This window comes from Streptomyces sp. NC-S4 (assembly GCF_054353315.1).
Genome location: NZ_CM135937.1, coordinates 4,563,619 through 4,576,304 on the forward strand (window position 1 = coordinate 4,563,619; position 12,686 = coordinate 4,576,304).

General features: G+C 72.2%; 13 protein-coding genes. 8 read left to right on the plus strand and 5 right to left on the minus strand.

Going from position 1 to position 12,686, the window contains the following annotated elements; all coding sequences use genetic code 11:
• Positions 1-4: 4 nt before the first annotated feature.
• Both ACXNSR_RS20390 and ACXNSR_RS20395 read right to left on the minus strand, forming a co-directional pair.
• On the minus strand, positions 5-364 hold the full coding sequence (locus tag ACXNSR_RS20390; RefSeq protein WP_458636974.1) for an ATP-binding protein: 360 nt from the start codon (positions 362-364) through the stop codon (positions 5-7).
• A complete protein-coding gene (locus ACXNSR_RS20395) occupies positions 361-567 on the minus strand; it encodes a hypothetical protein (RefSeq protein ID WP_458636975.1) in 207 nt (68 codons plus the stop codon). Before ACXNSR_RS20395 ends, ACXNSR_RS20390 begins: the two co-directional genes overlap by 4 nt.
• A 113-nt stretch (positions 568-680) precedes the next feature.
• Here ACXNSR_RS20395 and ACXNSR_RS20400 point away from each other — a divergent pair, with 113 nt between their 5' ends.
• The 7 genes from ACXNSR_RS20400 (at position 681) to ACXNSR_RS20430 (ending at position 5,349) form a co-directional block, all read left to right on the plus strand.
• On the plus strand, positions 681-1,532 hold the full coding sequence (locus ACXNSR_RS20400; RefSeq protein WP_458636976.1) for a helix-turn-helix domain-containing protein: 852 nt from the start codon (positions 681-683) through the stop codon (positions 1,530-1,532).
• Complete coding sequence (locus ACXNSR_RS20405) at positions 1,513-1,716, plus strand: DUF397 domain-containing protein (protein WP_458636977.1); 204 nt, start codon at positions 1,513-1,515, stop codon at positions 1,714-1,716. The genes ACXNSR_RS20400 and ACXNSR_RS20405 overlap by 20 nt, the downstream gene beginning before the upstream one ends.
• A gap of 82 nt (positions 1,717-1,798) precedes the next feature.
• Positions 1,799-2,257 (plus strand): SseB family protein, encoded by a 459-nt coding sequence (locus tag ACXNSR_RS20410; RefSeq protein ID WP_371639705.1) that lies wholly within the window; start codon positions 1,799-1,801, stop codon positions 2,255-2,257.
• A 39-nt stretch (positions 2,258-2,296) separates the two neighbouring features.
• Positions 2,297-3,265 (plus strand): ArsR/SmtB family transcription factor, encoded by a 969-nt coding sequence (locus ACXNSR_RS20415; RefSeq protein ID WP_458636978.1) that lies wholly within the window; start codon positions 2,297-2,299, stop codon positions 3,263-3,265.
• 102 nt (positions 3,266-3,367) lie between these two features.
• Positions 3,368-3,742, plus strand: a complete 375-nt coding sequence (locus ACXNSR_RS20420) for a hypothetical protein (RefSeq protein ID WP_458636979.1) — start codon at positions 3,368-3,370, stop codon at positions 3,740-3,742.
• A gap of 117 nt (positions 3,743-3,859) precedes the next feature.
• A complete protein-coding gene (locus tag ACXNSR_RS20425; protein WP_458636980.1) occupies positions 3,860-4,855 on the plus strand; it encodes a pirin family protein in 996 nt (331 codons plus the stop codon).
• A gap of 131 nt (positions 4,856-4,986) precedes the next feature.
• Positions 4,987-5,349, plus strand: a complete 363-nt coding sequence (locus ACXNSR_RS20430) for a hypothetical protein (protein WP_458636981.1) — start codon at positions 4,987-4,989, stop codon at positions 5,347-5,349.
• Here ACXNSR_RS20430 and ACXNSR_RS20435 read toward each other — a convergent pair.
• Both ACXNSR_RS20435 and ACXNSR_RS20440 read right to left on the minus strand, forming a co-directional pair.
• Complete coding sequence (locus ACXNSR_RS20435; protein WP_458636982.1) at positions 5,324-6,409, minus strand: AI-2E family transporter; 1,086 nt, start codon at positions 6,407-6,409, stop codon at positions 5,324-5,326. The two genes, ACXNSR_RS20430 and ACXNSR_RS20435, sit on opposite strands and share 26 nt — an antisense overlap.
• Before the next feature lie 44 nt (positions 6,410-6,453).
• Positions 6,454-8,688, minus strand: coding sequence for a SpoIIE family protein phosphatase (locus ACXNSR_RS20440; protein WP_458636983.1), 2,235 nt, complete (start codon positions 8,686-8,688; stop codon positions 6,454-6,456).
• 158 nt (positions 8,689-8,846) lie between these two features.
• On the opposite strand from ACXNSR_RS20440, the gene aspS reads away from it, so the two are divergent.
• On the plus strand, positions 8,847-10,670 hold the full coding sequence (gene aspS / locus ACXNSR_RS20445; RefSeq protein ID WP_458636984.1) for an aspartate--tRNA ligase: 1,824 nt from the start codon (positions 8,847-8,849) through the stop codon (positions 10,668-10,670).
• Positions 10,671-10,751: 81 nt separating this feature from the next.
• Here the strand turns inward: aspS and ACXNSR_RS20450 are convergent, their stop codons facing one another.
• Entirely contained in the window at positions 10,752-12,398 is a 1,647-nt protein-coding gene (locus ACXNSR_RS20450; protein WP_458636985.1) for a VWA domain-containing protein, read from the minus strand.
• Between the last annotated feature and the right edge of the window lie 288 nt (positions 12,399-12,686).

Genomic DNA, 12,686 nt, shown 5'->3' on the forward strand with positions numbered 1-12,686 from the left:
AGGGTCAAAGCTCGCACCAGACCGTCTTGGTCCGGGTCCCCTGGGTGACTCCCCAGCGCAGCGCCAGGGCGTCGAGCAGGGCGAGCCCGCGCCCCGACTCGTCGGAGTCGGTCGCCTGCCGGGGTACGGGCCGGGCCCCCGGCGCTGGATCGGTGAGCTCGACCCGCGTACGGGTTGCCCTTCCGCTGATCCGCAGGGTGACTGGGGTGCCCTCGCCGACGTGGCGGACGACGTTGGCCAGCAGCTCGGTGACGCAGAGTTCCGCGTCGGGGTGACCCTCCGGCCCGAGGTGCTCGCGCACGGCGTGCCGCAGCAGCCGGGCCGCCTGTGGGGTGGCGCGCAGCCGGACGGTGAGGTCGTTCACGGCTTCGCCGGCGCGGTGGCGATCCGCTGAGCGGTGGCGGCGTCGCAGTTGCCGAGGCTGATGAGGGGTGGGGTGTCGGACCGCCCGGCGTAGGAGGGCAGGTGCAGGTCCAGCGAGGGCAGGGTGATCCCGTGCGCGGTGAGCGCGGCGCGCAGCGCGGTGAGGGCCGCGATTGCCTCGCGATCGGGGGCGTGGTCGCTCATGGCGAACCCTTCCGTGGCGGAGTGTGACGAAGCCCTCACAGGCTGGCGCCCGGTTGCCTACCGTGGGAAGGGTTTCCGGTCCACAGCACGGAGTGTGGAAGGCAGGCCCTGTGATGGCCCCACGCAAGGAGATCGACGGCTCGGCGAGCGTGCCGGCGTTTTACGGCAAGGAGCTGCGCTGGCGGCGGGAGGCGGCAGGCCTCACGCTTCAGCAGGCCGTGGAAGGCAGCTTCTACGGGGCCAGCTACTTGAGCGAGATCGAACGGGCACAGCGGCGGATGCCGGGGGATCTCGCGCGCCATGTCGATCAGGTGCTGAAGACTGACGGGTTCTTCTGGCGGCGCTGTGACGACGTACGGAAGGCCAGGCGGGGCGCGCACGCCGAGTACTTCGCCCCGGTCGTAGAGGCGGAGCGGCGGGCGCGGACCATCGAGGAGTGGAGCAACGCGCTCATCCCCGGGCTGCTGCAGACGGAGGCGTACGCGCGGGCGGTCATTCACTCCACCCATCCGATGGACCTGCCGGAGGAGGTGGACGCGAAGATCCGCGCCCGCATGCAGAGGGCCTCACTGTTCGAGGATCCGAAGAGCCCCGAGTACTGGACGATTCTGCATGAATGTCTTGTGACGCAGCCCCTGTTGCCGCCTGTCGAGATGGCCGAACAACTTGAGCGCATCGCCGCTCTGGCCAGGCGCCGCCGCATCGTTCCACAGGTCTTGCTGTGGAGTTCTGCGATGCAGCCCTTTCTGGGGCTGCCGCTCATGTTCATGGAGTTCGACGACGAGCCGCCGCTCGCGTACACAGAGGGTCCGTATCACGGACAGGTCGTGGACGATCCGGCACTCGTGAAGAGGTATCGAGCGTCATACCATCTGCTCAGGGCTGCCGCACTGCCGCCTGAGGCCTCTCTCGCCATGATCGAGCAAGCTGCTGAGGAGTACCGGAATGGCAAGCAACGGGAGTGAGTTCGGTGCCGTGATCTGGCGCAAGAGCAGCTACAGCAGCGGCGACGGTGGCAACTGCGTCGAGGTGGCCGACGGCCTCGCCGGGGTCGTTCCCGTGCGGGATTCCAAGCGGCCCGACGGTGGGGTGGTCGTGGTCAGTGCCGCCGCCTGGGGTCCCTTCGTGGCTTCGCTCAGGGCCTGCTGACCGCACCCCGCAGGGGAGCGGTCAGGGGATCGGTGGCCGGTACCGGCCGGTACTGCCGCAGCCGCTCGGTAGGCTTCGGCCCATGTACGGCTACGACCAGAACCCGGGTGCCCAGCAGCAGTATGCGCAGCAGCCCCCGCAGGGCTACGCGCAACAGGCGCCGCCGCTGTACCCGGAGCCGTCCCCGCCGTCACTCGCGGACGCCGTGCGGGCCTTCACCACGGGGTCCCTGTCCGCCGAGGACTTCCAGCAGATCTTCGCCACCTCGAAGGTCTACTGCCCGCGCGGCGACACCCCCGGGTTCCTGGCGCTGCACAACACGCAGCACCCGGTCATCCCCATGTTCACCACGCTCAAGGAACTGCGCCGGTACGCCGGCAAGGAGTCCAAGTACTTCGTGATCACCGGCGCGGAGGTGATCGACCTGCTGCCCACCGGCTACGGCTTCGTCCTCGACATGGAGGGCGACCACCGGATGGTCTTCGACGCCAAGGCGGTCGAGCAGATGGTCGACTTCGCGATGCGCCGGATGTACGGCTAGCCGGAGGCGTCAAGGCCGGCGCCTGACGGGGGGCGGAGCGTGCTGCGGGTGCATTTCACGGCGGAGGACCTGCTCAACGTCTCCTTCGCGAGCGAGCCGCTGCCGCTGGTGGAGCTGGGCATGGCGATCGTCGCCTGGCAGCGCACCGACGAGCAGGCGGTCTTCGGCCGCTGGCGCAGCCGCGTCGGCCGGGAGTTACCGGGCCGTGCCCGCCCGCTGCTCGACCTCCTGCGTCCCGACGGCGACAACCCTCAGTTCGTCGAGCCGTACGCGCGCACGCTGGAGGAGGGGCTGGCCGTCGTACGGGACGCCGGCCCGCTCCTGACCCCCGGCGAGCTGCACCGCGTCGCCGCCCGGGCCCCCGGCTCGGCGTCCTGGCTGCGTGCCCTGTGGGCCCAGGACCGCGAGGCGTGGGACCGGCTCGGCGGTGCGCTCCGGTCCGCCCACGAGGTGGTCGTCGCCCCGCACTGGCCGCGGATCCGGGAGTCCTTCCGGGCGGACGTGGCCTGGCGCAGCCGGCTGCTGGCCGCCCACGGCATCAAGGCGTGCCTGGCGAGCACGCATCCGCTGGCCGCCTGGTCGGGCACGGTCCTGGAGGTGGACGCGCCGCCGCACTACGAGGTCCGGCTCGGCGGGCGCGGCCTGCTGCTGATGCCGTCGCCGTTCTGGACGGGGCGGCCGCTGCTCGCGGAGGGTCCGGACGGCCCGGAGGGCAGGTGCGTGCTGCTCTATCCGGCGCTGACGCCCCTGCCACTGGTCGACGCCGCCCCCGCGCAAGGGGCGCTGGACGCCCTTCTGGGCCGGACCCGGGCGGCCGTGCTGCAGTCGCTGGTCGAGCGGCGCACGACCAGCGAGCTGGCCCGGGACCTCGACATCAGCCTTCCCTCGGCCTCCGAGCACGCCCGTACCCTGCGCGCGGCCGGGCTGATCACGACGGAGCGCGACGGCAAGGCGGTCCTGCACTCGGTGACGGGCCTGGGCGTGGACCTGCTCCGCAGCGGCGGCTGACCCACGCTTCGGCCCTGCCCGAAAGGATCGCGGCCCGGCCCGGTCCGCCCGGAGTATCGGTGCAGCGGGGGGACACCCGCTCCTAGGGACAGGGAGACTGCGATGTCACGTATGTCGTTGCGCGTGAAGTTCGGGGCCGTGGCGGCCGCGGGGGTGATGGCGTTGGGTACGGGGGTCCTGGCGGCGGGATCCGCGCAGGCGTCCGACCACACGGTGGCCGGGTGCCCGTCCGGTTTCGCGTGCATCTACCCGCAGGACGCGGTGCCGGTCACCCCGTCGCTGAAGTGGTCGCGGGCGGGCACCTACAACCTGAGCAACCAGTTCGGATGGCACTGGGTCCTGAACAACCAGACCGCCAACTGGAAGTTCAAGCTGTGCACGGGCTGGAACGGCGGTGGGACCTGCACCAACATGCCCGTCGACCAGTGGGTGCCGGTTGACCTCACGCCGATCAACTCGGTGGTCGTCTCGCCGTAACCGCAGGTCAGGACCGGAGGGGCCCCGGAGGAAATATCCTCCGGGGCCCCTCTGTTCTGTGGGTGTGGCAGAAAGTTCGAGTTTCAACTAAACTCGACGCAGAAGGAGGTCCTGACCATGCCCGCAGTGACTGTTGAGAACCCGTTGACCCTTCCGCGCGTGGCCCAGCCGCAGGCCGCCGTTCCGCGCAAGGTGCTGGCCGTCGTCTCCGCTCCCGGTGGGTTCGAGGGCGAGGGATTCCCGGTGCGCCGCGCGTTCGCCGGGATCAACTACCAGTACCTCGACCCGTTCATCATGATGGACCAGATGGGTGAGGTGGAGTACGCGCCCGGAGAGCCCAAGGGCACGCCCTGGCACCCGCACCGCGGCTTCGAGACCGTCACGTACCTGATCGACGGGACCTTCGTCCACCAGGACAGCAACGGCGGCGGCGGAGTCATCAACGGCGGCGACACCCAGTGGATGACCGCCGGTTCGGGCCTCCTGCACATCGAGGCCCCGCCGGAGTCGCTCGTCGTGTCCGGCGGGCTGTTCCACGGCCTCCAGCTGTGGGTGAACCTCCCGGCCTCCGACAAGATGATGCCCCCGCGCTACCAGGACATCGGTGGCGGCAAGGTCCAGCTGCTGACCACCCCGGACGGCGGCTCCCTGCTCCGCGTCATCGCCGGTGAGCTGGACGGTCACCAGGGCCCGGGCATCACGCACACCCCGATCACGATGATCCACGCGACCGTGTCGCCGGGCGCGCAGATCACCCTGCCGTGGCGCGAGGACTTCAACGCGCTCGCGTACGTCATGGCCGGGCGCGGGTCCGTCGGCGAGGACCGCCGGCCCGTGCAGACCGGGCAGACGGCCGTCTTCGGCGAGGGCGGCTCGCTCACGGTGCGGGCGGACGCCTCCCAGGACTCCAACGCCCCGGACCTGGAGGTCGTGCTCCTCGGCGGACGTCCGATCCGCGAGCCGATGGCGCACTACGGGCCGTTCGTGATGAACAGCAAGCACGAGCTGCAGCAGGCCTTCGACGACTTCCAGGCGGGCCGGCTGGGCCGCATCCCCACCACCGCGCGCACCGGCCTCGGCCACCGCGGCACGGGCGAGGCCGAGCAGGACTGACCGCGCGGCCCGACGGGACCGCTCCGGCACGGAGCGGTCCCGGTCCCGAACCGAGGGTCTGAGTACCCGCGCACGCGCAGATGAGTAGCCGGACGCCTGTGCCGGATCCGGGAACCGCGTTGGATCGGAGCATGGACACCGCCTCTTCCTCTGCGATCCCGACGCCTGCGGCTCCCGCTGCTGCGGGCACCGGGGACCACACCCGCTTCTGGGCCGGGCTGTCCGCGGGGCTCTTCCCCGCGGTCTTCGTGGGCGCGATCGTGCTGCTGCTGTCGTCCGTGCGGGTGTCGGGCTGCGTGACCTACGGGGTGGAGTGCACCCGGGGGCTGCCCGGGTGGCTGTTCCTGTGGAGCGCCGGCGCCGCGGCCGTGGCGTTCGTCGTCGCGCTGGCCGCGCCCCGACTGCGGGTCCGCCAGTGGGCGCTCGCCGTCCAGCTCCTTGCGGAGTGCACGGCGATCCTGGTGATCCTCAGCTACTACCCGGACCCGGCTTAGGGGCGTTCACCGGCCCGGACACCGGGTCCTCGCCGTACCGGGCCCGCAGTTCCGAGATCACCCCGAAGACGGCGGCGGTCATCGGCACCGCCAGCAGCATGCCGAGGATCCCGGCGACGCTCGCGCCCGCGGTGATGGCCAGCATCACCACGGCCGGGTGCATCTGCACGGTGCGGCTCTGCACCACGGGCTGCAGCACGTAGCCCTCGATCATCTGGACCAGCAGCACCAGGCCCAGCGCCCACAGGCCGATGATCCAGCCCCGGTCGGCGAAGGCCACGAGCACGGCCACGGCGCCCGACAGGATGGCCCCGAGGTAGGGGATGTAGGCCGTCACGAAGACCAGGGCGGCCAGCCCCAGCGCACCCGGCACGTCGAGGACCAGCAGACCCGCGCCGATCAGCACGGCGTCCACCAGGGCCACGAAGGTGGTCCCGCGCATGAACCCCTCGACGGCCTCGAAGGCGCGCCGCCCCATGGCCTCCATCAGGTCGCCCGAGCGGCTGGGGACGACGGAGCGCAGCGTTCCCACGGCCCGGTCGGAGTCGCGCAGGAAGAAGAAGATCAGCACCAGCGCCAGCAGCACCATCGCGATCATCGAGCCCACCACGCTGAGCCCGGCGACCACGCCCGAGGCGGCCGTGCCGCCGAACTTCGCGAGCAGGTCCTTGGAGTTCGCGGCGATGTCCTGCAGCGAGGTGCCCACCGCCCCGAAGTGCTCGGCGACGCTCTCGCCGGCCCGGCGCAGCGCGTCGACGATCTCGCCGCCGGTCTCGATCAGCGCGAGGACGACGATGTACGTGGCCCCGCCGACGACGGCGACCACGGCGAGGCAGGTCAGGGCCGCGGCCAGCGAGCGGTTCATCCCCATGCGGACCAGGCGCCGGTGCATCGGCCCGAGCAGGGCCGTACCGAGCACGGCCAGCAGCACGGGCGTCACGACGTCGTCGAAGACGGTGCACAGCCATACGCCGACGGCGAGGACGGCGGTGACGAGCAGGACGACGCCGCACCAGGCGGCGAGTCGTCGTACGGGTGCGGGCAGGAGGGGATCGGACACCGCTGCATCCCATCACACACCGCCGCGCCCTGCCGCCCGCCGGGTCAGAACACGGGGTCGGCGTCCGTCTTCGACTGCTCGTGCAGTTCGAACCAGATCGACTTGCCCTCGCCCCGCGGGTCCACGCCCCACGCGTCGGCCAGCATCTCCATCAGCAGCACCCCGCGGCCGCTGGAGGACAGCTCCCCCGGCTGCCGCTTGTGCGGGAGCTCGTCGCTGCCGTCGGCGACCTCGACGCGCAGCCGGCGCGCGCCCAGCTCGCCGGCCGCCTCCGCGACCAGCAGGGCGTCGCCGTCGGTGTGCGTCAGTACGTTCGTCACCATCTCGGAGACCATCAGCACCGCCGAGTCGACCTGGTCGGGGTCGGCCCAGTCGTGCAGCAGCTCGCGGATCTGCTGGCGCACGCCCGCGATCCGTTCGGGCTCCACCTGGGCCACGGTCAGGACGGTGCGGCGTACGGGCCGGGCCGGGTGCGCCGGCCCGGTGCCGGGGCCCCGGTCCGCGCTCTCGCGGCACAGCAGCACCACGGCTATGTCGTCCTCGCGGCGGTCGGCGAGCGGGCCGGTGGTGTGGTGCGAGGACGGCCCGTGTACGGCCTGGACCAGCAGGTCGGCCAGTCTTTCGAGGTGCGGGGGCGCGACGGGGACGGCCGCGCCGGTGCCCGCTCCCGCTGCCGCGACCGGTGACTCGTGCGCGCTCTCGTGCGCGTCCGACTCCAGGACCGCCCGCAGCCGCGCCCAGCCGGTGTCGAGGTCGTGTCCGCCGGTCTCGATGAGTCCGTCGGTGCAGAGCATCATCGTCTCGCCGGGCTCCAGGGTGAACCGGGTGGTGGGGTAGTCGGTGTCGGGGACGATCCCGAGGGGCAGCCCGCCCGCGGTGGGGCGCATCAGGACCGTGCCGTCGGCCATCCGGATCGCCGGATCGGGGTGGCCGGCACGGGCCACCTCCAGCAGGCCGGTCCGCGGATCGCACTCCACGTACAGGCAGGTCGCGAAGCGCGGGCTCAGGAAGTCGGAGTCCCGGCCGTCGTCGTCCGCGTACGGGTCGGACTCCGGCGAGGAGCACAGCCCGGCCAGGAAGCGGGAGGCGCGCGAGAGCACCGCGTCCGGCCGGTGGCCCTCGGACGCGTACGCCCGTACGGCGATCCGCAGCTGGCCCATCAGCCCGGCCGCCCGCACGTCGTGGCCCTGCACATCGCCGATGACCAGCGCGAACCTGCCCGACGGCAGCGGGATCATGTCGTACCAGTCGCCGCCGACCTGGAGCCCGCCGCCCGTCGGGACGTAGCGGGCCGCGATCCGCATGCCGGGGATCTCCGGGCCGAGCTGCGGCATCATCGAGCGCTGCAGGCCGGTGGTGAGCTCCCGCTCGGACTCCGCCACCACGGCGCGCTGGAGCGCCTGGGCCAGCATCCGGGCCACGGTGGTCAGGACGGACCGCTCGTCGGGGGAGAAGGACGCCGGGTGCTTGAAGGCGGCCATCCAGGCGCCCATGGTCCGCCCGGCCACGATCAGCGGCAGGAAGGCCCAGGAGACCCGGTCGAAGCGCTGGGCGAGCGGCCAGGCGGCCGGGAAGCGCCGCTTGTAGTCCTCGGGGGTGGGCAGGTAGATCGCCCGGCCGGTACGGACGACCTCGGCGGCCGGATAGTTCGTCTCCAGCGGCATGTCGGAGAACGGGCCCTCGTCCCCCGGATCGTGCCCGTGGTGCCCGATGATCGACAGCCGGTCCCCGGCCACGCCGAAGACGGCCAGCCCGTCCGGGCTGAAACCGGGCATGGACAGCGAGGCGGCGACCCGCAGCACCTCGGCCGTGGACCGCGCCTCCGCCAGCGCGCGCCCCGCGTCCAGCAGGAAGGCCTCGCGGGAGCGCCGCCAGTCACCCGTGATCGGGGTGTGGGCGGCCGTGGTGCCGGGCTGCGGCTCGGCGATCTCCTGGATGGTGCCGATCAGCTCGTAGTCCGCGCCTCCGTCGGGCGCCCGGTTCGCCACCGGTTTGGAGCGGCTGCGCACGGTCCGCAGCACCCGGCCGTCGACGTCCATGATCCGCAGACGGGCCTCGGCGAGGGTGCCCTCGGCGACGGCCAGGTTCACGATCCCGTTGATCTCGTTCCAGTCCACGGGGTGGAAGCGGGAGCGTACGGCGACCTCCGGCAGCACCACCGGTTCGGCGGGCAGCCCGAGGAGCCGGGCGGCCTCGCCGTCGAGGGTGACCGTCCCGGAGGCGTTGTCCCATCGCCACAGGCCGGTCGCGATGGCGGCCAGAACGTCCTCGGTGCGCACCCGGCCATCTTTACAGGTCATATCCGTTACGTGCCTGTTCGCCCGGACCGGCGGACGCATTTGCGCAGGCTGGAGGGAGTGCCCGACCCGTCACCTTCCCGGACGGTAACCTTGGGACGGTTGAATCCACCCTGGTATCGCGTAGAACTGGATGACTGATGCATCGGTACAGGTCCCACACCTGCGGCGAGCTCCGCGCTTCTGACGTCGCCGCCGACGTCCGGCTGAGCGGCTGGCTGCACAACCGTCGAGACCTGGGCGGCATCCTCTTCATCGATCTGCGCGACCACTACGGCATCACCCAGCTGGTCGCCCGGCCCGGCACCGCGGCGAACGAGGCGCTGAGCAGCGTCACCAAGGAGACCGTCGTCCGCATCGACGGCAAGGTCGTCTCCCGTGGCGCCGACAACGTCAACCCGGAGCTGCCCACCGGCGAGATCGAGATCGAGGTCTCCGCGGTCGAGGTGCTCGGCGCGGCCGCCCCGCTGCCGTTCACGATCAACACCGACGACGGGGTGAACGAGGAGCGGCGCCTGGAGTACCGCTTCCTCGACCTGCGCCGCGAGCGCATGCACCGCAACATCATGCTGCGCTCGGCCGTCATCGCGTCGATCCGCTCGAAGATGGTGGCCCTCGGCTTCAACGAGATGGCGACGCCGATCCTCACCGCGACCTCCCCCGAGGGCGCCCGTGACTTCGTCGTGCCGTCCCGCCTGAACCCGGGCAAGTTCTACGCCCTGCCGCAGGCGCCGCAGCAGTTCAAGCAGCTGCTGATGATCTCCGGCTTCGACCGCTACTTCCAGATCGCGCCGTGCTTCCGCGATGAGGACGCCCGCGCCGACCGCTCGCCGGGCGAGTTCTACCAGCTCGACGTGGAGATGTCCTTCGTCGAGCAGGAGGACGTCTTCCAGCCGATCGAGCGCCTGATGACCGAGCTCTTCACCGAGTTCGGCGGCGGCCGCGAGGTCACCTCGCCGTTCCCGCGGATCCCGTTCCGCGAGTCGATGCTCAAGTACGGCAACGACAAGCCCGACCTGCGCGCCAAGCTGGAGCTCGTCGACATCACCGACGTGTTCGAGGGCTCGGAGTTCAAGGCGTTCGCCGGCAAGCACGTGCGTGCCCTGGCCGTCCCGGACACCGCCGCGCAGCCGCGCAAGTTCTTCGACGGCCTCGGCGAGTACGCGATCTCGCTGGGCGCCAAGGGCCTGGCCTGGGTCCGCGTCGGCGAGGACGGTGCCCTGACCGGCCCGATCGCCAAGTTCCTCACCGAGGAGAACGTCAAGGTCCTCACCGAGCGCCTGGGCCTGGCCCCCGGCCACGCCGTGTTCTTCGGCGCGGGTGGGTTCGACGAGGTCTCCAAGATCATGTCCGGCGTTCGTGTCGAGGCGGCCAAGCGTGCGGGCCACTTCGAGGAGAACGTCTTCCGCTTCTGCTGGATCGTCGACTTCCCGATGTACGAGAAGGACGAGGAGACCGGCAAGATCGACTTCTCCCACAACCCCTTCTCCATGCCGCAGGGCGGGATGAAGGACCTGGAGGAGAAGGACCCGCTGGACATCCTGGCCTGGCAGTACGACATCGTCTGCAACGGCATCGAGCTGTCCTCCGGCGCCATCCGCAACCACGAGCCCGAGGTCATGCTGAAGGCCTTCGAGATCGCCGGTTACGAGGCCGAGACGGTCGAGCGCGAGTTCGCGGGCATGCTGCGCGCGTTCCGCCTGGGCGCCCCGCCGCACGGTGGCATCGCCCCGGGCGTGGACCGCATCGTGATGCTGCTGGCCGACGAGCCGAACATCCGCGAGACCATCGCCTTCCCGCTGAACGGCAACGCGCAGGACCTGATGATGGGCGCGCCGACGGTGCTGGAGGAGGCCCGTCTGCGCGAGCTGAACATCGCGCTGCGCAAGCCGGTCGAGACGAAGGCGGCGCAGCGGCCGGTCTCCGACGCGGTCGCCCCGGACGCCGGTTCCCCGCGGGGCTGACTCCCGGCCCGCTGATACGCCGAAGGCGGCGCCCCCCTCCTTGCCGGAGGGGGGCGCCGCCTTCGTGTTCCGCCCGTCGTACTAGAACCGCTCCAGGATGCCCTTGACCAGGGCGGCGGAGGTCAGCTCGGCGGGAGCGGGCCCGGCGTGGAAGAAGCCCGCGTTCTCGGCGTCCAGCTTGCGCAGGAAGTCGAAGGCCTTGGCGTCGTGGTCGCCGAAGGCGACGAACTGCCAGTGGACGCCCGGAGCCGTGGTGGCGGCGTCGGCCAGTGCCTGGCGGGCGGGCTGGCGGTTGTCGGGGGCGCCGTCGGTCTGGAAGACGACCAGGGCCGGGCCCTCGCCGCCGTCCTTGCGGTAGCGCTCCAGGACGGCCTCGACGGCCACGTGGTAGCTGGTGCGGCCCATCCGGCCGAGCTCGGCGTGGCGGGTCTCGACCCAGGTGGCGTCGTAGCCGTCGAGGGTCAGGTCGGCGCTGCCGTCCACGTCCGTGGAGAAGAACACGGTGTGCACGGTCGCCGCGTCGTCGAGGTGCGCGGCGAGGGCGAGGGCGTGGTCGGCGAGGTGCTGGGCGCTGCCGTCCTTGTAGAACCCGCGCATCGAACCGGACCGGTCCAGCACGAGGTACACCTTGGCCCGCGCCCCGGCCTTCCCCTTGCCCCGCAGCACCTGCCCGGCGGCCTTGTACGCCCCGGCGACCTCAGGAGCCCGCCGCCGCACGGCGGCGGCCCCGTGCGCGGCCCCGGCCGGCGTCTCCGCCTCCGGCGCGGTGGCCTCGGCGGCCGGCTCGGCCTCGGGCTCGTCCTGCGCCTCGGGCGCGGTCTCGGACTCCGCCTCGGTGGCGGCCTCGGCCTGGGGCTGCTCCGCAGGAGCGTCCTGTGCCTCCGGCACGGCGGTTTCGGCGGCGGCGGCAGGCTCGGCTTCGGGCTGCTCCGCAGCCGCGGTGTCCGCCTCCGGCGTGGTGGCTTCGGCGGCGACCGGCTCTTCCGCGGGAGCGTCCTGCGCCTGCGGCGCTTCGGCCTCGGCCTGCTCTGCGGCGGCGGTGTCCGCCTCCGGCGCGGGGGTCTCGGCGGCGGTCGGCTCGGCTTCGGGCTCCGCCTCGGCGGTGACCTCGGGCTGCTCCGCAGCGGCGGCGGCCGGCTCCTCCGCGGGAGCGTCCTGCGCCTGCGGCGCTTCGGCCTCGGCCTGCTCCGCGGCGGCGGTGTCCGCCTCCGGGGCGGGGGTCTCTGCGGCAGGCGCGGTCTCGGGGTCCGCCTCCGCGGCGGTGGTGTCCGCCTCCGGCGTGGTGGCCGGGGCCTCGGGCTCGCCCTGCGCCTGCGGCGCTTCGGCCTCGGGCTGCTCCGCAGCGGCGGGGGCCGCCTCGGTGGCGACCGGCTCCTCCGCGGGAGCGTCCTGCGCCTCGGCCTGTTCCGCGGCGGCGGTCTCTGCGGCAGGCGCGGCCTCGGGGTCCGGCTCGACGGCGGCGGTGGTGTCCGCCTCCGGCGCGGGGGTCTCGGCGGCGGGTGCGGCCTCCGCCTCGGCGGTAGCCGGCTCGGCTTCGGGCTGCTCCGTGGCAACAGCGGCCGGCTGGGACGCCGGGGGCGAGGGGCGGCGGGCTTCGGGGACCGTGGGGTCCGCCGTTTGGGCGGGGGCCGTCAGGACCGTGCCCGGTTCACGGTCGCGCGGAGCGGACTGCGGCGGAACCGTGGGGTTGTCGAAGGACGCCGCCACCAGATCGGCGGCGACGTCCAAGGGGGTCCGTTCCGCCTGGTTCGGGACAGCGGCCGAAGGGGTGTCCGTAGTCTCCGGAACGGATTCCGCGGACCGTCCGAATACCTTGCGCAACAAGCTCCGAATACCCATGGGCCAGGCCTTTCGCATGTGTGCGTGCGTCATTTGTCCGTGCTGCGCGGATGATCCCTGCCCAGAGTGGACACGTAAGGTTATCGGCCGCTGGGGTGGATCTTCGGCAGGGGCGCCCTTCGTGGCGCCCGGCCCCCACCCACCCGCACACGCTCCGTGAACTGCCGCTCCGACGTG